Genomic DNA, 22,615 nt, shown 5'->3' on the forward strand with positions numbered 1-22,615 from the left:
TTTCTGATCTGCGGTTTGCGTTTCTGTAAAGATAAGTAAATAACCCGTGTAAATAAAAAAGGCCCCACAAATTGCGGGGCCTTTATATCTGTCTTTAAAAACTATGCTTTATTTTCAGTAGCAGCTGCAGCTTCAGGTTTTGGCGGACGCGGCAATAAGGCTTTTCTGGAAAGCTTCATTTTACCTTGTTTATCCACATCCAGGAGCTTAACTTCAACCTTATCACCTTCTTTAAACACACCGTCCATCGTTTCCAAACGTGTCCAGTCTATTTCAGAAATGTGCAGTAAGCCATCTTTACCCGGCATGATCTCTACAAAAGCACCAAACGGCATAATAGATTTTACTTTACCCTGGTAAGTGGCACCAATTTCCGGTTTTGCAGCAATTGCGTTAATGCGGCCAACAGCAGCATCAATAGCAGCCTTATTGTCAGCAAAAATTTCAACGATGCCTTTGTTGCCCACTTCTTCAATAGAGATGGTAGCGCCGGTTTCGCGTTGCATTTCCTGTATAATTTTACCGCCTGGCCCAATTACCGCACCAATAAATTCTTTGTCGATGCTCAGTGAAACAATACGTGGTGCATGTGCTTTGTAATCCTCACGTGGTGCAGCAATCGTTTTTTTCATCTCGTTTAAGATGTGTAAACGTGCTTCTTTAGCCTGGTTTAAAGCATTGGTTAACACTTCCCACTTCAAGCCATTGATCTTTAGGTCCATCTGGCAGGCAACAATGCCTTTTTCAGTACCGGTAACTTTGAAGTCCATATCTCCTAAATGATCTTCATCACCTAAAATATCCGAAAGGATAGCATATTTACCACTTTTCTCGTCGGTGATCAATCCCATAGCAATACCCGAAACAGGCGCCTTGATTTTCACACCGGCATCCATCAGTGCTAAAGTACCTGCGCAAACAGTTGCCATTGACGAAGAACCATTAGATTCCAGGATATCAGAAACAATACGTATGGTATAAGGATTTTCTTCCAGTCCGGGCAATACCTTTTTCAAAGAACGCATAGCCAGGTTACCGTGACCAATCTCGCGACGGCCTGCACCCCTGTTCGGGCGAACTTCACCAGTCGAGAAACCAGGAAAATTGTAGTGCAATAAGAATTTATTGTATCCATTAATAAAAGCACCATCAATCATTTGTTCATCATCTTTAGAACCCAGTGTAACCGTAGTTAAAGATTGGGTTTCACCACGTGTAAACACTGCAGACCCGTGTGCAGCAGGCAAATAACCAACTTCACTCCAGATTGGGCGCACTGTACGTACATCACGGCCATCTAAACGGATACCTTCATCCAGTACCAGGTTACGGATGGCGTCATATTGAACATCGTGGAAATATTTTTTAGCCAAAAAGCCGGTTACGTCATCAATTTCTTCGCCTAATGTAGCAATGAAATCCATCAGCACCTGACCAAAAGCATCACCTCTTTCACCTTTACTGGTGTTGCTTTTTGCAATGGCATATACTTTATCATAAGTAGCGGCATAAACCTGTTCTTTTAACTCAGGGTTGCTGTCTTCATGAGAATACTCACGTTTAACAGTTTTACCCACCAGTTCAGCCAGTTCTTTTTGTGCCTGAACCTGGATCACGATCGCTTTGTGTGCAAACTCGATTGCTTCAACCATTTCAGTTTCAGAAATCTCATTACACTCACCTTCTACCATTACGATGTCTTTCTCTGTACCGGCAACCAGGAATTCTATGTCAGCACGCTCTAAATCAGTCACATAAGGATTGATCACAAATTTACCATCAATTCTGGCCACACGTACCTCAGAAATTGGTCCATTGAAAGGGATATCTGAAACCGCAATAGCAGCCGAAGCAGCTAAACCAGCCAAACAATCAGGCATTATATTTTTATCAGAAGAGATCAGGGAGATCATCACCTGGGTATCGGAGTGATAATCTTCAGGGAACATCGGACGTAAAGCACGGTCTACCAAACGTGAAATTAAAACTTCATAGTCAGACAACCTGGCCTCGCGGCGAAGGAAACCACCAGGTATACGCCCTGCGGCTGCATATTTCTCCTGGTAATCTACCGATAAAGGTAAAAAATCAACCCCAGCTTTAGCACCTACAGTAGAAACTACAGTAGCTAAAAGCATGGTGTCACCCATTTTAACAACAACAGCACCATCAGCCTGTTTGGCCAGTTTTCCTGTTTCAATTTCGATTGTTCTTCCATCGCCCAGATCGAACGATTTTTTTATTACATTCATTTAATAATAGTTGTGGTATGTTTTCCTCTTTCTACACACCTTGTTTATATATGTTTTTTTTGTTTTTCAAACTTAAGATAAAAACAAACAATTTTATTATAAAAATAAAAAGCCATCCTTAAAGAATGGCTTTTCCTGATAAAAGCTCTTTATTTAATGATATCCCTTAAACCTAAGTTCTTGATGATAGCACGATAACGCTCAATATCTTTTTTAAACAGGTAAGCCAAAATACCACGGCGTTTACCTACTAATTTTTGTAGTGCTAACTGAGTAGAGAAATCTTTACGATTTTTCTTTAAATGCTCTGTTAAGTGCGCAATACGATATGTAAATAACGCTACCTGACCTTCTGCAGAACCCGTGTTTGTTTCTACTTCGCCGTGTTTTTTAAAAATATCGGCTTTTACTTCTTTACTTAAATACATTCTTGAATGATACTAAAGTGTTTATAAATTAATTAATTGAGCGCAAAGATACGGTATGTTTTAGTGATTAGCAAGTATAAGTAAATTCTAAATCTTATGTTTGTAAAATCAATCCTGATCTATGGAAAAAAACCAGTACAGTATATTTGAAACCGAGTTAAAAGTACGGCCTGACGACATAGACATGTTTAACCATGTACACAACAGCAGGTATTTCGACTATGTGCTTGCTGCAAGGTATGAACAGATGGCCGAATTTTATAAAATGCCAATGGAATCTTTCCTGGAAAGCGGATTTGGCTGGGTTGTACGTACTGCCCTGGTTGATTTTAAACGCCCGCTTATCCTTGGTGACATTATCCTGATCCGTACAGGTATTCTTACCATCAACGAAAAAGGCTGCCGGGTACAGTTTGAAATTGAAAACAAACGGACCCGCAAAATTGCAGCCGATGGCTGGTTCGATTATGTGATGATTGATACCGCAACTGGTAAGGGCTGCAAAGTGAATGACGAAATGATCATTGCCTACAGCATTTAAATGCTAATATTATTTATTTTCTCAGAAAAAGATTTATATTTGCCGGATAACATAACCGCAAAAACGATGAAGATCTTTGCAGTCCGTTTAAGGTTCTAAGTACCGAGGGCTCCTCCCTTCCCGCAAACATCAAAATCAGCATATCAATGCTGATAAACGGTTTATATTTTATTTTTCCCATTTTTTATGTCAAAACAGAAAACAGCTTCCATGGGCAAGCTATCTCAAATTTTTATTCTTTTAAAACAGGCCCTTAAAGGTGAAGAGCTCGACTTTACACAGGGCAGTATGCGCCGCGCCGTGCTTTTACTTGCCATCCCTATGATGTTGGAAATGGCGATGGAGTCTGTTTTTGCATTGGTAGACCTCTATTTTGTAGGTCACCTGCACAACAGCAGCCATGCCATCCAAACGGTAGGTTTAACAGAATCGGTACTCACCGTTATTTACTCGCTGGCCATAGGTATGAGCATGGCTGCTACCGCGGTAGTGGCCCGCAGGGTTGGCGAAAAAGACCCGGAAGCCGCCGGAAAAGCGGGTATGCAGGCCATCTTTATCGCCGTATTTTTTAACATACTGATCAGTATTGCCGGTTTTATTTATGCCCGGGAAATCCTGTTGCTGATGGGGGCTTCGGTAGAAACAGCCGATCATGGTACTACTTTTATGCGCATCATGATGGGTGGAAGTGTGATCATTGTATTGCTGTTCCTGATCAACGGCATATTCCGCGGTGCGGGTAATGCTGCCATAGCCATGAAAAGCTTATGGATCGCCAATATTGCCAACATCATTTTATGTCCTGTACTGATCAATGGATTTGGCCCCGTACCTGCATTTGGATTAACAGGCGCTGCCATGGCTACCTCCATGGGCCGGGGCATAGGTGTTTGTTACCAGCTGTACCATTTATTTAAAGGCAGCGGGGTATTAAAGATCAAACTGGCTTATTTAAAACCACACTGGGAGCAGATAAAAGCCTTGTTAAAAATTGCCACACCTGGTATATTCCAGTTTGTGATCGCCTCCTGCAGCTGGATATTTTTAGCACAGCTAGTGGCTACAACCGGGGGAGACCACGGTTCGGCAGGCTATCAGACGGCCTTAAGGTTAATGATGTTCTTTATGCTGCCAGCCTGGGGCATGAGCAATGCGGCTGCTACACTGGTAGGTCAGAACCTCGGTGCCAAACAGCTGGAACGCGCTGAACAGTCGGTCATGAAAACTGCCAAATACATTATTATATATATGTTAATGGTAATGGCTTTTACTTTTATTGGCGGCAGGTTTTTCATCTCTTTTTTCAGCAATGATGTGCTGATACAAGATGTAGCCATAAACGCCTTGCAGATCATGAGCCTTGGTTACATTTGCTACGGCATGGGTATGGTGCTGATCAGTACTTTTAATGGTGCCGGCGATACCTGGACACCTACCTGGGTCAACTTTTTTGGCTTCTGGTTGTTCCAGATTCCCCTGGCCTATGTTTTGGCCAAACACTTTGACATGGGCCCAACCGGCGTATTTATTGCTATTCCGGTGGCGGAAACGGGAATTGCCCTTGCCGGTTTCATCCTGTTCAGGAGAGGGAAATGGAAAACAGTTAAGGTTTAGGCGCATACCCTAAACCAGGGGTTAGCCAGTGTAAAAGAAAAACGCGTGAATAACGGTAGTTAAAAGGGGCAAATAAAAATACGCCCAGCAGGATAATACCTACATATATCCACAAGTTTTCGTATACCAGATCGATACCCAGCACGTAAGTAGCCACACTAATGCTGATCATCTCTGCTACGTTCATCGCATAGCTGATGAACATGGCTACATAGAAAAACCCGGGCTCCCGCTCGAAGCGCAGGTTACATACCGAACAATACTCGTTTGTAACCTGCCCTTTAAAAGAATATATTTTACCGGAAAATATAGCTCCCTCCCTACATCTCGGACATTTGCATTCAATAACTGCCTGTAATTTTGATATCGGTTTCATAAACTTCATATTTTCATACAAAAATACGGCAGATATCATAGTTAATTTATGATCCAGATCATATTCCGGTTTTTACGATCTTTCCTTTAATCAGCTTCAGCTCTTTCTGTGCAGCCAGTTTTTTAACCAGACGGATTACTGTTTCTACCCTTAAACCGCTCATATCGGCCAGCTGCTGCCTTGTTATATCCAGCACCTCAGCTTCTGCAAGGTTCCTGAGCAGGTAACTGATCAGTGTTCTGATGCGGTGTTCTGCCTGCTCATTGGCCAGTTCTTCCAGCATCATAGATTTGTAAAATAACCTGTTGCTTAAAGTTCTGATCAGTTCCATGCTAAACCCCCGGTCTTCCTCAATCATTTTAAAGAAATCTGTTTTGTTTACAACAATGATTTCAGCATCCCTGGTAACAATGGTATAGGCCAGATAAGGTTTATTTACCAATAAGGCAGGTTCGCCAAAATACTGGTTTGCCTTAAAAATACCCTGGATAAATTCTTTACCATCGTCATTTACAGTAACCATCCTTACCTCGCCGCTTTTAATAAAATACACAGCTTTGGGCAGCGCGCCAGGTACGTAAATCACGGCATCCTTTTTATAGGTATGTACAGGGTAATGATTGTTTAACAGATATTTTATGATCATAGCTAGCCAAAATGGTTACCTGCTAAGTTAAACATAGCATTTTTAAAATACCTACTAATGGGTATTTACAGTATAGTAAATTTAATGTAACTTTGGCGATAAAAAACCAAACAAACAAAGCGTTATTATGAAGAAAATCTTTACTAAAAATTCAATTATTTTATCAATCCTGTTATTTTTCTGTATTGCCGGAAAGGTAAATGCACAGGAAAACGGTACAGAAACAGCTGGCAAAAACCTGGTTAAATGGAATGTTGGAGCTATTTTCCTGAACAACTACTCTTTTCAGTATGAACGCGCAATTGCACCAAAAATCTCAGTAGCCTTGGGGTTAAGGTTTTCACCTAAATCGAGCCTTCCTTTTAAATCGTCTATAGAAAAATCAATCGACAACGACGATACCTGGAACAATATTAAAGATTTTAAGACCGGCAACTTTGCACTTACACCAGAGGTAAGGTTTTACCTGGGTAAAGGTGGGTTCAGGGGTTTTTACATTGCACCTTTTGTAAGGTACGCAACTTATTCGGCTGAAGGGCCATTTACTTTTGATGTAAATGTGGCCGGTACAACAAGGACAGAGACCATGCCTTTGAGCGGCGATATTACTGCCTTAACGGGTGGTGTGCTTTTTGGTGCACAGTGGAAGCTGAGCAAGCTGGTTTATCTTGACTGGTGGATTTTAGGCCCTAACTATGGTACCTCATCAGGAAGTATTTCCGGTAAGAAAAGTCTGAATTCTGACGAGCAGGCTGCATTACGCGATGCCCTGACTGATCTGGACGATCTGCCATTGGTTAAAACAAAATATACCGTAGATAGCGAAGGTGCAAAAGTTGACTTTGACGGACCATGGGCTGGCTTAAGGGGCGGACTAAGCATCGGCTTCAGGTTCTAAGCTTAAATTAACCGACAAAAAAAGCGCATATTGTACGATATGCGCTTTTTTTGTCGGTTATATATTTATCAGCCTATCGTTTCTCTGATCAGTTTGGTATAAAAATCGTTCAGTTTCATGCCGGCAGCAGCAACCTGTTGCGGAATAAAGCTGGTAGCCGTTTGGCCAGGTATGGTATTGATCTCAATGAAGTAAAAATCGCCTTCATCTCCGTTAAGGATAAAATCTATCCGCACTACCCCCCTGCAGTTCAGTTTCAGATATACGTTTTTAACAATCTGTGTTACCCTCTCCAATGTTTCTTTTCTGATAGGTGCCGGTGTAGTTTCGGTAGCTACTCCTGGTGTATATTTGGCTTCAAAATCAAAAAACTCTTTGGCTGTTTCTACTTCTGTAGCCGGTAAAACGGTAATTTCACCGTCCAGCTTTACTACGCCAATGGTAAACTCCCTTCCCGAAATAAACTCTTCAATCAAAATCTGACTATCTTCTTTAAAGGCACGGTCTATTGCGGCCTGCAAATCATCAGGATGGTTTACCTTGCTCATACCTATGCTGCTTCCGCCGTTGTTGGGTTTAACAAAATACGGTACTTTAAGCGTTTTTTTTATCTGTTCCAGGCTATAAGGGGTACCTTTAAAGATTTGTGCCGATTTCGCAATATTCAACTCCGCTATACCATCAACAATGGCCTTTGTATAGCCCTTATTCATGGTAACCGCCGACGTCAGTGCATCGCAGGTAGTATAAGGTATACCCAGCATGTCAAAATAGCCCTGCAGTTTACCGTCTTCGCCCGGCGATCCGTGTATGGCAATAAACACCCCCTCAAACTTTACTTTTTTTCCTTTCAGGTTAATAGAGAAATCGTTACGGTCTACCTCAATTTTTACAGAATCGGCAGGCTCATAGAACCAGCCCTGCTGGGTAAGCATAATCTTATATACATCAAATTTGTCGGCATCCAGGTTCTGAGCGATAGTGGCAGCGCTTTTAACCGAAACTACCCATTCGCCGGTAGTACCACCAGTTAGTAATGCTATTTTTTTCTTCATCTTAATATCATGTGTAGTTTTTAATGTATAGGCGGCAATTGTCTACCATAACAATTGTTATAGAACCCAAAAATATAAAATACTAATTGCATGTCATTTTAATTCCAATAAAATATTTTTTTAGCCTAAATTTGGCCTCAATACCTTAAAGAAACAAATCGTGCTATGGGCAAATTCATTACTTATCTAAAGACCACCTCTTTTAGAAATAACCTTATTGCTGCTATACTTACAGTTGTGGTAATTTTACTGGCTGCGTTCTTTAGTTTAAGGTATTATACCAAACATGGACAGGGACTGAATGTTCCCGCTTTAAAGGGACTTGCTTTTACCCAGGCGGTAAGTAAGCTGGAAGAACTGGGCCTGCGCTATGAGGTCGATTCTGTTTACATCATGGATTCCCCTCCGGGCATTGTGGTAGATCAGGATCCGAATGCCAATACCTTTGTGAAAGACAACCGTACCATTTACCTGACCATTAATACAGCTCTTGCCCCTGATTCAAAATTCCCTGATGTCGAATTTAAATCTTTAAGAGAGGCCCAGGCATTGATAGAGAGTTTTGGTTTTAAATTGGGAGATACAACTTTTAAAGCTGATGTAAGTACAGATGTACTTCAAGCCTCATTTGGCGGTCAGGTTATTAAAGCCGGAGAAAAATTACCTAAAGGTTCGCGTATTGATCTGGTACTGGGCAATGGCCAGGGGGATGAAGAGAGAGAAATTCCTGTATTAATCGGTTTAACAAAAGATGAAGCAATATTTGCGATCAGAAATGGTGCCAAGCTAAACCTGGGTATGGTTACTTACGAAGGGACGATCACAGATTCTGCAACAGCGGTTGTTGTTAAACAAACACCTCTTGCTACCGACTCAGTAACAAAAGTTAAAGCAGGCACATTGATAAACATTACGCTTTCAAACAAATAATTGATTATTACTTTCTGTATATGACAAACGAAAAGAAAACTTCTAAAAGCAAAATTATACTGGCTTTGGTGCTGGCTGTTTTAGTAGTGGGTGGTTATTTTGGATTTAATTTTTATAAAGTATACTTTGCCCCCAATACTACAGGAAAAGAGAAATACCTGTATGTCAGAACAGGCGCTACACTGGACGACCTGTTTGAGGAGCTGAGGCGTAAGGATATTTTAACGGAAATAGGTACTTTTAGTCAGGCTGCCGCCAAAATGGAACTGGCACGTGCTTTAAAACCAGGCCGCTATCAGCTAACAAAAGGTATGAACAACCGCAGCATCATCAATATGCTCAAGTCGGGCAACCAGGATCCTGTAAAGCTGAAATTCCAGAACTTAAGGAAGAAGGAAAACTTTGCTGGCTATTTATCACGTAACCTGGAGCCAGACTCTTTAACCTTCATTAACCTGCTGGATTCGGCTGCGCTGATAGAGAAATATGGCTTCAATAAAGACAACAGCTATGTAATGTTTATTCCCAATACCTATGAAATGTACTGGAATATAACCGCATTGGATTTTTTTGAAAGAATGCATAAAGAATACGAGAAATTCTGGAATGATGAACGGAAACAAAAGGCAGCAGCCTTAAACCTTACACCAATACAGGTTTCTATCCTGGCTTCAATTGTAGATGCCGAAGCTTTATATGACAAAGAAATGCCTACTATTGCAGGCCTGTATTTAAACAGGCTGAATAAAGGCATACTGCTGCAGGCCGATCCTACAGTGATTTTTGCCAATGATGATTTTACGGTGAAACGTGTAACCAATTCGCTGTTACAGGTACAATCGAGATACAATACCTATAAATATGCAGGCTTGCCCCCAGGCCCCATCATGATGCCGAGTATCAATGCCATCGATGCGGTGCTGAACAGGGAAAAGAACAATTATATCTACATGTGTGCAAAAGAAGATTTTTCAGGTTACCATAATTTTGCGGTAACCGTGCAGGAGCATGAACTGAATGCAAGGAAATACAGAGAAGCCTTAAATAAACGTAACATTTACAAGTAGATTTAAGTAGATTTGGTAAATGGAGTGGGTACACCGGCAGCTGTTAAAGATCAGGATTTATGCTTTATTTATAGACTGGACCAAAGTATGCGTACTGCCGGGTTTTAGTCCCCTGCCCCTTTATACCGTTGCCAGTTTTTTTTTTAAAGAGATAGGAAAGGATTCTTTGGTAAACAAAGCCTCTTCCCTGGCTTATAATTTTATGCTGGCTATTTTTCCGGCCATTATCTTTTTATTTACACTGATCCCTTTTATTCCCAAAAGGTTCCATTTTCAGGACCAGCTGATGCAGCTGATCATGCTGATTTTGCCGGCCGATGCCTATAATGCCTTTAGTGCTACACTTGATGAGATTGTACACAAACAAAACCGGGGATTGTTATCCTTCGGTTTCTTGCTTTCCCTGTTTTTTGCAACCAATGGTGTACACAACCTGATGATGGCTTTCAATAAATCCTCATTGATTATAGAAACACGTACCTGGTTAAAACAGCGGCTAATTGCCATTGTATTGACACTCACTATTGCTTTATCGGTTATTGTATGCATTATTGCAATGGCCATTGGCGAGTATGCCTTAAATTATATAGATACGGGGCTGGACATCAAAGGCGATTTTATTGTTTACCTGATTAAGCTGACCAGGTGGTCGCTGCTGGGTATTCTTTATTTTGTAACCATATCTATTTTATACCGTTATGGTCCTGCACATGCCAAAAAATGGCGTTTTTTTAGTGCAGGCTCCTGGCTGGCTACCATCCTGGCCTTTCTAACCATCTGGGGGTTTTCTTTTTATATCAACAACTTCAGTTCCTACAATAAGATCTATGGTTCTATTGGTACATTGATTGTAATTATGATCTGGCTTTACTTGAATTCTTTGATCTTACTGATCGGTTTTGAGCTGAATGCAAGTGTAGACCTGTCAAAAAGAAGTGTAAAAATCATCCGTCCTAACTTCAATTTATTCAAAAAAACGGCCTCAATTGATGAAAAACCGGAGAAAAGATAAATTTTTCTCTCTCAGTTTTAAGCCTTTATCCATTTTTTACTAAAATAAGCAAAACAGAGTTTGCAGAATCGAACGGAGTTTGTACTTTTGTCGCGGAGAGTTGGCAGAGTGGTCGATTGCGGCAGTCTTGAAAACTGTTGAGTGTAATAGCTCCGGGGGTTCGAATCCCTCACTCTCCGCATAAAGAGAATGATTTCTCGTAAAAATAGGGCTGCCCGATATCGGACAGCCCTATTTGCTTCAATACCAACTAAATTCTTCTCCTTCCTCTATGCATTTATTCGCCATAAACTGTACTACTGCACTGCGCTAAAATAAGGTCCTGATAAATTCCTTCAATGTTGTTTTTCCAAATCACCCAGGCCATTTCCCGGCTGGGCGCCATAAGTAGATTCAGCTACCACCTTTTGAATGCCCGAGCCTTCCAAAGCAGCAAGGATAGCGTTCAGCGTTTTTTGTTCTTCCTCAACGGTATTGCTGGAAGGTGCGGCAGGCGGATTCAGCATAAATAGCCGCTCCCCTGTATTGAAAACCTCTCGCAGCCCTTCCACATTCAGCACGTCCACCCGGGCAAACTTTGCCCCCTTCTCCTCCCATTCCGCCCGCTTTTTCTCGTCATGGGAAACTACCGTAACCGCTTCCCCCAAATCCAGTAAAGTTCCGGCCAGCGCAGAACCAATATTTCCAGTACCTCCTAAAATGATGTGCATAAATCCAGTTTTAATGAACAATAGCTAAACAACAACTCAAAAGCAGCGAAGGTTTATCATCAAATCATCATTTCAAAAAAATCAATCCAGAAAATACTGTCCCGGAAATGAATACCGCAAAAAACCATCTGCCATTTATCGACGAAATCCTCTTTTCATCTACCAACATCTACAACATAATGCCTTTAACCTTAACTTTGCGGAAAGTAAACCTGGCTTAATCTTGACAATAAATTACCCGATAGTAAAACATTTTCTGTACTGGTTGATTGCATTCAGCCTGCTCACTTTTATTTATGGTACAGCTTATGGAAGTTATAACCTGGGTACAAAAGTGATCCTGATCCTGCTGCCCATTCACATGGGTTACTTTTACATTATTGTGAACTGGATAGTACCACGTTTTTTTTTCAGCGGTAAATATATCAGGGCTTTTTTCGCTGTATTGATGGTCATGTTTCTTATAGCCGTATTGTACAGACTTACAGAAGTTTTTATTGCTGATCCTTACGTTTATCAGTTTTACAAATCAAGAGACAGTAGTTTTACCTGGGACAAGATCAGTCACTCCTGGTGGGAGCAGCTCAAAAACCCCGTTGATTTCGTAAATGCAATAGAAAGGAGCAATTCAGTCGCCTGGATTTGTGTAACCCTGAAACTATTTGTCTTGTGGCATGAACGTAAACAAGCCGTTCTGCAAGCCGAACTTAACTTTTTAAAAGGACAGTTACACCCTCATTTTCTTTTTAATGCACTGAACAATCTCTATGCATTATCCTTAAACAATTCGCCCAAGGCCCCTGGAATTATTCTTGGCCTTTCCAATATCCTTAGGTATGTACTTTATGAATGTTCTGCCGACCAGGTGCTGCTCAAAAGGGACATTGAGGTACTCAACGATTACATAAAGCTGGAACAAATCCGATACGAAGACCGCCTTGAGCTCAATGTAAATATCAGTAACCATGCCGGCTATTGTAAAATTGCTCCGCTACTGATGCTCCCCCTTGTAGAAAATGCCTTTAAGCATGGAGCTGCCGAAACTGTTGATGCACCATGGATCAACATAGAATTATATGTTTCTCCTGCCGAACTGATATTGAAAATCAGCAACAGCAAACCGGAACACAGCATGATACAGGATAAAGTAGCCATAGGCAATATCGGATTATCCAATGTTCAAAAAAGACTGGAACTTTTATATCCGGATAAGCATTCATTTGAATGGTTTGATGAGGATGATTGTTTCATTACCGAATTGAATATTCAATTAACTGTAAACGATAAAAACTAAAAGATGGCTATCCGTACACTTATAGTAGACGATGAACCCCATGCATTGGAAATTATAAAAAAATATGCGGTAAATGTTCCCGAAATAGAAATCGTGGATACGTGTAACAATGCCCTTAAAGCCCTTCAACTTGTCCAGCACACCAAAATAGACCTGGTATTTCTCGACATAAAAATGCCTGGTCTTACAGGAACAGACCTGATCCGTGGCCTGAAAACACCTCCTATGATCATTTTTACAACGGCCTATCAGGAATACGCCATTGACGGATTTGAGCTAAATGCAATAGATTACCTTCTCAAACCTGTTCCCCTGGAACGTTTCCTGAGGGCGATAGATAAGGTAATGCAATTTATAAATGGTGATAAAAACCGACGGCATTTAAAAGAGCCTGAAGGATTGGCCACAGCAGCGCCCACCCATTTTTTGTACCTGCGAATAGAACGCCAGCTGGTAAAGGTTGATACCAGGGATATATTGTGGATTGAAAGTGTGAAGGATTATATTAAAGTGGTTACAACGGATAAAACATTCCAAACCAAACAAAAAATCAGCGTAGCAGAAAAACTACTCCCTATTGGCGAGTTTATGCGCATTCACCGCTCTTTTATTATTCCTGTAAATAAAACAGACGCTTACCATCCCAATTACATGATCATAGCAGGAAACAAAATCCCTATCGGACGTAATTACAAATTAGCCTGTTCACATAAATTTAACCCCGGGACAGACCTTCTTTAATTTCCGGAAACAACTGCAAGTTAATTGTTAAAATAGCTTATTACTAAGCTATTTTGCCATATAAAATTCTGCTGCCTTTATATGTAGTTTCGTTAGGGCTATCTTATTAAAAAAGCTCAGGATGTCATCATATAGAAAAACAGTAAACAGATGAAGCATATCGATTCGCGAATTCCACGGGTAAAAATGGCTTTAATGCTATTTTTACTATTAACCAGCACATTTGTACAAGCCAAAGCATCCAAAAAGGATAAAGATCCAGGAAAAAGTGAATGGATTTATTTTGGGGCTGACGGCAAGCTGGTTTATAAAAAAAGTGCCAAGGGCGACCGCATAATGGATTTCTCTCATGCTGGCTATATGGGCGGTGGTGTGGCATTACCAGATGTTACTGTAAAAGTTACAGTTAAGCCACCGGGCGATGTGAATGCAGATTGTACAGCCTTAATTCAGGCGGCTATCGACAAGGTATCGGCACTGCCACTGGATAAAAATGGTTTCCGCGGGGCTGTTTTACTGGCACCTGGTACCTACCCTTGTGCCAAAACCATAAAAATAACAGCAGATGGTGTGGTACTCCGCGGAAGCGGCAAATCGGAAAACGGAAGTATTATTGCCATGAATGGTGAAAAACATACTGCTGTAATCCTATCCAATGGCCTTAATCAACGTGCCGGCAATCGACTGGGTAATGCTGCAGGCAATGAAAAAACGGTTAAAATAACAGATAAATATATCCCTGCCGGAAGCCTATCTTTTAATGTAGCAAATGCAGCTGGATTTAAGGTTGGTGATAATGTTGAGATCAGAAAACCAGTTACCGACAAGTGGGTAAGTTTCATGCACATGGACGATCTGGTACGGGATGGCAAGGCGCAAACATGGATTAAAACAGGCTCCTTATTGATCACCGAACGTCACATATCAGCTATAAACGGCAATAAAATTACTTTAGACGTTCCTTTGGTAGATTCGTATGATGTAAATTATACCAATGATGAAACCACAATGGTATTGGCCAATGATGTAAAACGGCTTAAACAGGCTGGCTTAGAAAATTTACGCATTGTATCTCCCCCGCAAGCAGTTAACCATACAAAGGCACTCTACTATGCGGTTAGGCTAAACGGCGAGGATTGCTGGATGAAAGATCTGGACCTGATGGAAACCATGGAAAGCGTAGGAACCGGCGGACGCAGGATTACACTGCAGCGCATCGCTGTCATCCGTAAGGCCTTACATGATGGTGCATCGAAACCGGCAGAATTTGCACCCAATGCAGGGCAAATTCTGGTAGATCGCTGTTCGGTTGAAGGTGATAACATCTGGTATGTAGCACTGGGCGCCGGACAAACAGGCCCCATCGTTTTTTTGAATTGTAATTTTGTTGGCAATGGCCGCATTGAAGGACATCAGCGTTGGAGCACAGGCATGCTTTTAGACAATTGTAAGGCACCAAATGGTGGTATGGACTTCAAAAACAGGGGCAGTATGGGCTCTGGTCATGGCTGGGGAACTGCCTGGTCTGTTGCCTGGAATTGTGAAGCAGGCAGCTATGTAAATCAGATACCTCCGGGCACCTACAATTGGGTAATTGGCAGTAAAGGAAAAAGTATGCCTTTGCCAAGACCATTTAACAATGCCGGCCCGGCTTTGCCGGAGGGTATTTTTGATGCTCAAAACACCCGGGTCAATCCTTCAAGTTTATATCTGGCCCAACTGGAAGAACGTTTGGGTAAACAGGCCCTGAAAGCAATAGGGTATTAAAAAGAATAAAGATGAAACAATTTATAACAGGCTGCTTACTTTCCTTTGGCATTTTATGTCTGACCAATCACCTGGTAAAGGCGCAGGGCGCTCCGGATACCTTAAAAAAATATATCCTTACGCCTGCCCCACCCCAAACTCCGCGCATCAACGGGGCCAGAATATTTGGGCTCCGTCCAGGCTCTGCCTTCCTTTATACCATCCCCGCAACAGGCATTCGCCCGATGCACTTCGGAGCTTTGAATTTGCCAAAAGGTTTAACCGTAGACCCCGGTTCTGGCCGGATAACGGGAAAAATAACAGAACGCGGGGAATATGAAGTAACCCTGACCGCAAAAAATTCATTAGGAGAATCGAAACGGACATTTAAGATAGTAGTGGGTGATCAGATAGCCCTAACACCTCCAATGGGCTGGAATAGCTGGAATTGCTGGGGCGATGCCGTAAGCCAGGAAAAGGTATTGAGTTCGGCCAAAGCAATGGTAGAAAAAGGCCTGCTGAATTATGGCTGGCAATACATCAATATAGACGATGGCTGGCAGGGACTTCGTGGTGGAAAATACAATGCCATTCAATGTAACAGCAAATTTCCTGATATGAAGGGTCTTGCCGATGAAGTACACAGGATGGGACTTAAAATAGGAATTTACTCTGGTCCCTGGGTAGGAACCTATGCCGGGCATCTCGGGGCTTATTCTGACAATGCCGATGGCACGTACGACTGGGTGAAACAAGGAAAACACAATGAATTTTACCGTTTTGTTGATCCTGAGAAAAAGGAAAAGCATGGCATAAACTACCACCACGGCAAATATTCATTTGTGAAAAATGACGTACAGCAATGGATGGACTGGGGAATGGATTACCTGAAATACGATTGGAACCCCAACGATGTATACCATGTAAAAGAAATGAAGGACGCATTACGTTCCTATAAACGGGATGTAGTATACAGTTTGTCTAACAGTGCCCCTTACGGAGATGCCACACAATGGGAAAAAATGGCCAATAGCTGGAGGACTACCGGTGATATCAGAGACACCTGGGAGCGGATGTGCCAGCTTGGCTTTAATCAAACCAAATGGGCCCCTTTTGCCGGTCCCGGACACTGGATAGACCCAGATATGCTGGTAGTAGGTATGGTAGGCTGGGGACCTAAACTACATTATACAAAGCTAACTGCAGATGAACAATACACGCACATCAGTTTATGGTGTTTACTCGCTTCTCCCCTGTTAATTGGCTGTGATATGGCCCAGCTGGATGACTTCACCATCAGTTTGCTAACCAACAACGAGGTGATTGATGTAAACCAGGATCCAATGGGCAAGTTTGGTATGCTGGTCTCTGAAAATGGGGAAACAGTGGTATATGCCAAACCGCTGGAGGATGGTTCAATGGCTGTTGGTCTGTTTAACCGTGGACAAAAATCAGAAAAGATCACTGTCAACTGGAAAACCCTGGGATTAAGGGGCGAACAAACGGTTCGTGATCTATGGAGACAGCAGGACGTTGCCAAATCCGATCAGGAATTTTCATCAGAAGTGAACCCGCATGGTGTCCGTTTTATAAAAGTATATCCTGGAAACAGCAAAACACAGGCAACTTCCGGAAAATAAGCAGCTTATCAGACCAGTATAATTTTATCTGCGCCACCCTTCATATTTTCAATCTTACTTAAAAACATAATCGCCATCATATCGGCTTTCTTTTTTGTTTCTTCTGCCATAGCACCTTCAAAATAAGTATCTATAGTTTGCCTGAACAGCAGCAGCCAGCGTTCAAAATGTTGCTTCTCCAGCGATAGCGGGGCATGTTTGGCAAAGGGATTGCCTTTAAAACCGGGCACACCAAAAAGAGCTGCATTCCAGAAATTATACATCTTTTCCAGATGTGGCTGCCAGTCGGTAATTACTGCACTAAATATTGGCCCGATCAGTTCGTCCGACTGAACCTTATCATAAAAACTGTTTACAAACAGTACAATATCTTCAAAATTAGCGAGTTCTGTTTTCATGGGATCATTAATAATATATAAATACCTTTTTATCTTTTATTGTTTTTAGTCTTCTTGCACTTGTCGCAAACGCCCCCTAACATTGACGTTTCTACCCGCCGCAGGTCTGATCATTGAATGTTACTTTTGTATAAGTTAAATTAATAACTAAAAACAGTAAATTAGAATATAAACAAAAAACATCATGAAAAAGGACAAAATTATTTTTTGGGTTGCCACCATTCTTATTTTTTTATTTGAAGGTGTAATGCCGGCATTTACCTCTCAAACTGAATTAGCTAAAGAAGGTATCAGACATCTGGGCTATCCGGAGTATTTTGGAAACGCACTGGTTGTATTTAAAGTTTTAGGTTCAATTGGCCTGGTTGTTCCCCAAATCAAAGGTCGGTTTAAAGAGTGGATCTATGCCGGCTTCGGATTTGATTTTATATTTGCCTGCATCAGCCACTGGGCTGTAGATGGTTTTGGTGGACAAGCGCTCTTCCCACTGGTAGTTTTAGCTATCCTGGCCATCTCTTACATTTATTACCACAAATTAAACAAAGCAACTGTTTAGCAACACCTTTTTAGCAGAAAAGAACATCTTATAATACAAATACCGGCCAAAAGCCGGTATTTGTATATTTATGCTAACCTGGTAACCTCTTCTATCCTGTAAGCTCTAATGCCTTCTGGCATTTCCCATTTTAATTCAGAACCCTGACCATAACCCACCATAGCTACGCCAATGGGCGATAAAATAGAAAGGGTATTGTGTTTATTTCTGGCCTTTGCAGGCGGAACAAGTGTATAATTAAACTCTGCACCTGTTTCCAGTTCTTTAACACGTACACGGGTATTCACTGTTACCACGTCGGCAGGAATGTCCTTACTCAGGATCTGCCTGGCATTACGAAGTTCCTGTTCCAGTTTTTCCTGGTTATATTTACTTAGTTTTCTTCTTCTGATGTGATCTTTTAACAAGTCAAAAATTCCCGTTGATAATATAATTGATGTAGTCATAATGTAATTGATAATGTTTAAACAATAAATGCTTTGATTTTTCCTCTCCAGCTGTTATGGTTTGTAAGCTGCGTGGCCAAAAAGAAGAGTACAAGAAGGTTCAACCGTAGCTTATACCCGCCTAACCAGAAAAAACAATAAAAAGAATAATTAAAAGGAACTCCCCAAACCTGTATAAGGCTGGGGCTTATTTGATAAAGTCCTTACTGCTTTTTAAAAAAGCATCTCCCAGTTCAAATTGGATAGAAAGAAAACAGTTAAACATAGCAGTGGCCACTCGCAACTGATTTGCGAATTTTTCATCCAGCCTTCTGTTTAATTGTTTAAATGGGTTCATTAATAGCAAATGTAGCCCAATTACCCCCGATAAAAAAATATTTGGACATTGAACCAGGTTTTATGGCAAAATTATGCCAAATGGAAGGCTCATACCATCAATGCACCCAAATAAACACTTGTACTTACGGCATTGCCTTCAACATTTACAAAGTGCTGCCAGGCATGTACAGTATCACCTGCAAAATCTTCCGGCAGCTGTAAAACCGCATCTCTATCCGCCCGCGCTGCTGCATTTGTAAAAGTAACAAAGGCTTCTTTTGCCGGGTTGTAAATGATAAAGCTGGCCTTATCGCTGTCATTGCTAAATACAGATGTCGGGCCATTGTCCCATTTAATGCGCAATACCGCATTTACCAGACACAAAACTTCCAGTATCCAGGATGCCAGCAATTCGCCCCGGCTAAATATCGCTTTCTTAAAATCTAAACCATAATCGGGTGCATCTCCTGTTACAGCTTCCCTCAGGTGATAAGATACTGCGCGGTTCATTGGTGTTTTATCCCCTGTCAGTATCTGGTACCCTATATTGATGATGTTGAGCAAAGGCTTTAACCAACCCATTACCAGTGCAAACTTTAAGCGCTGGTTGATCTGTTTTTGAGTAGGCCCTTTAGTGGTTTCAGGCAAGCTTCTTAAATAAGCTATGCCCCTGCAAGTGGCACCAACCACATTGCCAATTTTCCCGGATACTGCTCCGTTTATTCCATTTTTATATCTTGCCATAATGCTTTAATTGTTAATTATCCAGTCTGCATAAACTTTAATCGTTCGCTTATGCCTTAATCTTTGATACACCCCCGTACCTTCCCTGCTCCCATCCGGCGATGAATTTCCCTCAATGCTGTAAATCCAGTTATCCTTAACCTTTTCCACCAGGCCAACATGCGCAATCCTTTTCAGCTCTGGAAACCATATCCCAAACACATCCGCAGGCTTTGGCTCTTTTACAATCCTTGATATCGGAAACATTGCAGGCGACCAGGCCGTCCTGGGCTGGGCATAACCAGCTTTCCCAAAAACAAAAGAAACATAACTGGCACACCATGGAGCTGGCACTTTAATCCCTGTATAGGCCAGATATTCAGCAACCCGATTACCATCATTATTACCCCTCAGCTCTCTTACTCCTACCTCTGCCCGTGCAATACACAACACGTCATTGCGTTTTCCCGTCATCTCGACAGAGCGCAGCGACGAGAGATCTCCTGAACTATACCTAAGCAAGAGATCTCTCCCTGCGGTTCGAGATGACGGGGCGCCTACACCACTGCCGCCAAACACCCCAGCCCCACCAATAACACCAAGGCAAACGATGCCCAGAAAAATGCGATTTGCTTCCATAACTCCATTTCTTTATAATGTAAAACCATGCTGTCAATTCCCGGCAAACCAACCCTTTGCCACAGCCTGTTCAATAACCACCAGCTCAGTTCCAGCAGCAGTAAAAAGGTAATTAAACTCAGCACTACCATCAGCGGCACACTCTGGTTTATCCCTGCACTCATTTCGGCACTGCTAAACACATTCGTTATCACACTCCATAACAGCATCAGTACTATTACCAGGTGATGTTCTTTTTTAACCTCGTTTACAAGGTTTATGAGGTTCATACCCCAATGTTTTATATTTAATGTTTTCATAATTTTCTCTTTTAATTGATTTTAATTCGGTCGTCATTCCGAACGCAGTGAGGAATCTCTTGAACTATACCTAACCAAGAGATATCTCCTATCGTCGATATGACGCGCGTGAAGTACATTAAGAAAGTTAAAACAAGGGCGGTGCCGCGCACCGTCCCTTTAAATTAAAGCACAATAAACTCCCCTACATACACACTATCACTCACCTGCTTACCATCCGCACTTACAAAAGAGATCCATGCATGTACCCCATCACCAGAAAAGTCGCCCGGTACCGACAATACATAAGCCTCTGCCGATCTTGGCGCGGCAGCAACCAGTGTAACCAGCTTGTCTTTGGTTGGGTTATAAACCAGCAAAGTTGCCTTATCCGTACCATTAGTACTGTCAGGCTCAGCATCATTCACCCAGGCAAAGTCAAGCTTAGCGGCAAGGGTAATGTTTACTTCAGCTCCTTTTGGCGCCAGCAAATCACCTGCACTAAACACTACCTTCTCAAAATCAAGCGCGTAATTCAAGCTGCTCGTACCAGTAATGGCATACTTCAGGTGATAAGAAGTAGCGGCGTTCATTTGTCCCTGGAGGGATAAAATGAAGAAATTGCTTAAAAACACCATCCTTTAATTTTTTGATAAGGTTTATATCCATATCAATTTCATTGCGTCTTTCCTTGGCATGCACCGTATTAAAAGACTGGAATTTGTTTTTCCGCCTAACCTCTTTTAAATAAAGCTTTTCCTTCCTGTAAATTTCCCGAAGTTTTTTAACTGAGTCTTTTGATCGCATTAATTTAGTCGTTCTTACATTTATGACAAGCTATCTGCCAACGGTTAATTTGGTAGGCAACGAAATTACAAAAAAAAATCTAAAGCTATCAGGTAGAGATTAGAGTACATTTTGTACACAAACACATATTAAATGTGAATTTAATGAAATATTCGGTATGGATATTATGCAATACAATGAATAAAGAGCTGGCAAAATTGGCGTACTATGATTCATCAAAATCCATATACCTGTTCTTAATTTCTTTTGTAGCTACTTTTCTGAAAGGGAAGTTATTTTTAAGCTGCATTTCGATTAAATCATCATAAATCCACTCTTGCTCTACATACATCCAGTTCATATCAATAAAGTTTTCCCCCTTTTCAATATGGGTTTTAATAACAACACCTACGCACTTGCCCGCTTTCTGATCATATTTGTGTGCCAACGTATAATTGTACAAAGCGTTATACCATTTCCCAGCTTTTGTTTTGACTAACGGAATAAAAATAAAGGCACAGTCTGTACGGGGAAGGTACATTCTGTAAGGTAAATTTAAATCTCCCTCTTTACAAACCTCCCATGCTTTTACAAACCGCTTCTTAAATTCTCGAAGTTCACTACGTTTTAATTTAGCAATTTCTTTAATGATCGGGTAGTATTCGGTAGCACCATTAGCTAGCCGAATGCTTTTGGTAAAATTGTTGATGATACCAGAAATGTCAAAATCATCGGTATCAAGTTTAAAATTCCGCACATTGTTAATGTATCTAGGTATAATTTGGTCCACATCCAGTGTTTCTAAGAAATGCCCTAGTACATATTGCTCCGGTAAATGGACAATTATATGTCCCTGAACTCCAAATAGATTCTCTCTAAAATCTAAGTATTCTTCAATCTCTGCAGGGGTCTGTAAATATTTACATATCCAAGCATAGTCCTCCGCATGAAATAAGTGTACTAATCCAATCTGGCTACTTTTATAAAATTTCAAATTCCGTTTTTCATCAGGAAAATTATACACGGGATTATAAACAATCACCATTCTTTTCTCAAGTCCCTTAGCGTCAGATAAATTGAATTCGTGGCCTTTATTATTTATCAAGGGGATATGATTGTATTCTTCAAGGTACTTAAGGGTATTTTTGATTTGTTTAACTGCCTTATTGATAACTTTGTTTTGGAACCATTTAACGCCATTCTCTGCATTGGTTGGATTCCTATCCTTTATCTGAAAAATAAAAAATAAGTCGTCCATCCAAACCACATGATCAGCCAGTTCAAGCTCTAGTTTACCGACCATGAATTCGTTTCTACTAAATGTGAACTCCTTAAAAAAGACTCCCTGATTTACCTCGTTTACAAGACCTTCGCTTTCATTCTTCTTCATGTTGATAAAATTAAGCAATACTCCCCAACCAAAAAATTTTGGTTATATAATACTCTGTTAATAAAATATTATATAGCAAACACCCATTGAATCTTAATATATTTAAGACTTTATAACGCTTACAATTTTTT

24 protein-coding genes and 1 tRNA gene are annotated in these 22,615 nt (G+C 41.1%); 12 read left to right on the forward strand and 13 right to left on the reverse strand.

What is annotated here, in order from left to right; translation table 11 throughout:
* Positions 1 to 101 precede the first annotated feature (101 nt).
* Positions 102 to 2,252 carry a polyribonucleotide nucleotidyltransferase gene (gene pnp, locus HDC92_RS00725; RefSeq protein WP_015807676.1) on the reverse strand — a complete coding sequence of 717 codons (2,151 nt, stop codon included), beginning with the start codon at positions 2,250 to 2,252 and terminating at the stop codon, positions 102 to 104.
* Positions 2,253 to 2,401: 149 nt separating this feature from the next.
* Complete coding sequence (gene rpsO, locus HDC92_RS00730) at positions 2,402 to 2,680, reverse strand: 30S ribosomal protein S15 (protein ID WP_015807675.1); 279 nt, start codon at positions 2,678 to 2,680, stop codon at positions 2,402 to 2,404.
* A 121-nt stretch (positions 2,681 to 2,801) separates the two neighbouring features.
* On the opposite strand from rpsO, the gene HDC92_RS00735 reads away from it, so the two are divergent.
* Together HDC92_RS00735 and HDC92_RS00740 are read left to right on the forward strand one after the other, a co-directional pair.
* Positions 2,802 to 3,221 (forward strand): acyl-CoA thioesterase, encoded by a 420-nt coding sequence (locus HDC92_RS00735; protein WP_015807674.1) that lies wholly within the window; start codon positions 2,802 to 2,804, stop codon positions 3,219 to 3,221.
* A gap of 186 nt (positions 3,222 to 3,407) precedes the next feature.
* The gene (locus HDC92_RS00740; RefSeq protein ID WP_015807673.1) at positions 3,408 to 4,835 is read left to right on the forward strand and encodes an MATE family efflux transporter; all 1,428 of its coding nucleotides are present in this window, start codon (positions 3,408 to 3,410) and stop codon (positions 4,833 to 4,835) included.
* Here HDC92_RS00740 and HDC92_RS00745 read toward each other — a convergent pair.
* Together HDC92_RS00745 and HDC92_RS00750 are read right to left on the reverse strand one after the other, a co-directional pair.
* On the reverse strand, positions 4,825 to 5,211 hold the full coding sequence (locus HDC92_RS00745; protein WP_015807672.1) for a hypothetical protein: 387 nt from the start codon (positions 5,209 to 5,211) through the stop codon (positions 4,825 to 4,827). The genes HDC92_RS00740 and HDC92_RS00745 overlap by 11 nt on opposite strands.
* A 58-nt stretch (positions 5,212 to 5,269) precedes the next feature.
* The gene (locus HDC92_RS00750; protein ID WP_015807671.1) at positions 5,270 to 5,857 is read right to left on the reverse strand and encodes a Crp/Fnr family transcriptional regulator; all 588 of its coding nucleotides are present in this window, start codon (positions 5,855 to 5,857) and stop codon (positions 5,270 to 5,272) included.
* 127 nt (positions 5,858 to 5,984) lie between these two features.
* Here HDC92_RS00750 and HDC92_RS00755 point away from each other — a divergent pair, with 127 nt between their 5' ends.
* The gene (locus HDC92_RS00755) at positions 5,985 to 6,755 is read left to right on the forward strand and encodes a DUF3575 domain-containing protein (protein ID WP_183871646.1); all 771 of its coding nucleotides are present in this window, start codon (positions 5,985 to 5,987) and stop codon (positions 6,753 to 6,755) included.
* 68 nt (positions 6,756 to 6,823) lie between these two features.
* Here the strand turns inward: HDC92_RS00755 and HDC92_RS00760 are convergent, their stop codons facing one another.
* A complete protein-coding gene (locus HDC92_RS00760; RefSeq protein ID WP_015807669.1) occupies positions 6,824 to 7,810 on the reverse strand; it encodes a D-alanine--D-alanine ligase in 987 nt (328 codons plus the stop codon).
* Positions 7,811 to 7,975: 165 nt separating this feature from the next.
* Between HDC92_RS00760 and HDC92_RS00765 the strand changes: the two genes are divergently transcribed.
* From HDC92_RS00765 to HDC92_RS00780, 4 genes are all read left to right on the forward strand, one after another.
* Entirely contained in the window at positions 7,976 to 8,740 is a 765-nt protein-coding gene (locus HDC92_RS00765) for a PASTA domain-containing protein (RefSeq protein ID WP_015807668.1), read from the forward strand.
* A gap of 20 nt (positions 8,741 to 8,760) precedes the next feature.
* Positions 8,761 to 9,807, forward strand: a complete 1,047-nt coding sequence (gene mltG, locus HDC92_RS00770) for an endolytic transglycosylase MltG (RefSeq protein ID WP_015807667.1) — start codon at positions 8,761 to 8,763, stop codon at positions 9,805 to 9,807.
* Positions 9,808 to 9,826: 19 nt separating this feature from the next.
* Positions 9,827 to 10,819 carry a YihY/virulence factor BrkB family protein gene (locus HDC92_RS00775; protein WP_015807666.1) on the forward strand — a complete coding sequence of 331 codons (993 nt, stop codon included), beginning with the start codon at positions 9,827 to 9,829 and terminating at the stop codon, positions 10,817 to 10,819.
* 94 nt (positions 10,820 to 10,913) lie between these two features.
* Positions 10,914 to 10,998 (forward strand) — tRNA-Ser (locus HDC92_RS00780).
* Between the two features lie 156 nt (positions 10,999 to 11,154).
* Here HDC92_RS00780 and HDC92_RS00785 read toward each other — a convergent pair.
* Positions 11,155 to 11,529 carry an NAD(P)H-binding protein gene (locus HDC92_RS00785; protein ID WP_183871648.1) on the reverse strand — a complete coding sequence of 125 codons (375 nt, stop codon included), beginning with the start codon at positions 11,527 to 11,529 and terminating at the stop codon, positions 11,155 to 11,157.
* Positions 11,530 to 11,752: 223 nt separating this feature from the next.
* Here HDC92_RS00785 and HDC92_RS00790 point away from each other — a divergent pair, with 223 nt between their 5' ends.
* The 4 genes from HDC92_RS00790 to HDC92_RS00805 all read left to right on the forward strand — a co-directional run bounded on the left by HDC92_RS00790 (position 11,753) and on the right by HDC92_RS00805 (position 16,950).
* Entirely contained in the window at positions 11,753 to 12,823 is a 1,071-nt protein-coding gene (locus HDC92_RS00790) for a sensor histidine kinase (protein ID WP_183871650.1), read from the forward strand.
* A 3-nt stretch (positions 12,824 to 12,826) separates the two neighbouring features.
* The gene (locus HDC92_RS00795; RefSeq protein ID WP_183871652.1) at positions 12,827 to 13,564 is read left to right on the forward strand and encodes a LytR/AlgR family response regulator transcription factor; all 738 of its coding nucleotides are present in this window, start codon (positions 12,827 to 12,829) and stop codon (positions 13,562 to 13,564) included.
* A gap of 195 nt (positions 13,565 to 13,759) precedes the next feature.
* Positions 13,760 to 15,331 carry a hypothetical protein gene (locus tag HDC92_RS00800; protein WP_255484302.1) on the forward strand — a complete coding sequence of 524 codons (1,572 nt, stop codon included), beginning with the start codon at positions 13,760 to 13,762 and terminating at the stop codon, positions 15,329 to 15,331.
* An 11-nt stretch (positions 15,332 to 15,342) separates the two neighbouring features.
* Positions 15,343 to 16,950 (forward strand): putative Ig domain-containing protein, encoded by a 1,608-nt coding sequence (locus tag HDC92_RS00805; RefSeq protein WP_183871656.1) that lies wholly within the window; start codon positions 15,343 to 15,345, stop codon positions 16,948 to 16,950.
* An 8-nt stretch (positions 16,951 to 16,958) separates the two neighbouring features.
* Here HDC92_RS00805 and HDC92_RS00810 read toward each other — a convergent pair whose 3' ends face one another.
* Positions 16,959 to 17,348, reverse strand: a complete 390-nt coding sequence (locus HDC92_RS00810; protein WP_183871658.1) for a group III truncated hemoglobin — start codon at positions 17,346 to 17,348, stop codon at positions 16,959 to 16,961.
* A gap of 184 nt (positions 17,349 to 17,532) precedes the next feature.
* Between HDC92_RS00810 and HDC92_RS00815 the strand changes: the two genes are divergently transcribed.
* On the forward strand, positions 17,533 to 17,904 hold the full coding sequence (locus HDC92_RS00815) for a DoxX family protein (protein WP_015807659.1): 372 nt from the start codon (positions 17,533 to 17,535) through the stop codon (positions 17,902 to 17,904).
* Between the two features lie 68 nt (positions 17,905 to 17,972).
* On the opposite strand, the gene HDC92_RS00820 is transcribed toward HDC92_RS00815, so the two are convergent.
* From HDC92_RS00820 to HDC92_RS00845, 6 genes are all read right to left on the reverse strand, one after another.
* A complete protein-coding gene (locus HDC92_RS00820; RefSeq protein WP_183871660.1) occupies positions 17,973 to 18,350 on the reverse strand; it encodes a GreA/GreB family elongation factor in 378 nt (125 codons plus the stop codon).
* 426 nt (positions 18,351 to 18,776) lie between these two features.
* Positions 18,777 to 19,412, reverse strand: a complete 636-nt coding sequence (locus HDC92_RS00825) for a DUF6266 family protein (protein ID WP_183871662.1) — start codon at positions 19,410 to 19,412, stop codon at positions 18,777 to 18,779.
* Positions 19,413 to 19,418: 6 nt separating this feature from the next.
* Positions 19,419 to 20,030: a peptidoglycan-binding protein gene (locus HDC92_RS00830; RefSeq protein WP_255484303.1), complete on the reverse strand. Its 612-nt coding sequence runs from the start codon at positions 20,028 to 20,030 to the stop codon at positions 19,419 to 19,421.
* The gene (locus tag HDC92_RS00835; RefSeq protein ID WP_183871664.1) at positions 19,949 to 20,329 is read right to left on the reverse strand and encodes a hypothetical protein; all 381 of its coding nucleotides are present in this window, start codon (positions 20,327 to 20,329) and stop codon (positions 19,949 to 19,951) included. The genes HDC92_RS00830 and HDC92_RS00835 overlap by 82 nt, the downstream gene beginning before the upstream one ends.
* 164 nt (positions 20,330 to 20,493) lie before the next feature.
* The gene (locus HDC92_RS00840; RefSeq protein ID WP_183871666.1) at positions 20,494 to 20,946 is read right to left on the reverse strand and encodes a DUF6266 family protein; all 453 of its coding nucleotides are present in this window, start codon (positions 20,944 to 20,946) and stop codon (positions 20,494 to 20,496) included.
* A 374-nt stretch (positions 20,947 to 21,320) separates the two neighbouring features.
* On the reverse strand, positions 21,321 to 22,484 hold the full coding sequence (locus HDC92_RS00845; protein WP_183871668.1) for a hypothetical protein: 1,164 nt from the start codon (positions 22,482 to 22,484) through the stop codon (positions 21,321 to 21,323).
* Between the last annotated feature and the right edge of the window lie 131 nt (positions 22,485 to 22,615).

It is taken from the genome of Pedobacter sp. AK017 (assembly GCF_014200825.1).
GTDB classification, from domain to species: Bacteria; Bacteroidota; Bacteroidia; order Sphingobacteriales; family Sphingobacteriaceae; genus Pedobacter; species Pedobacter heparinus.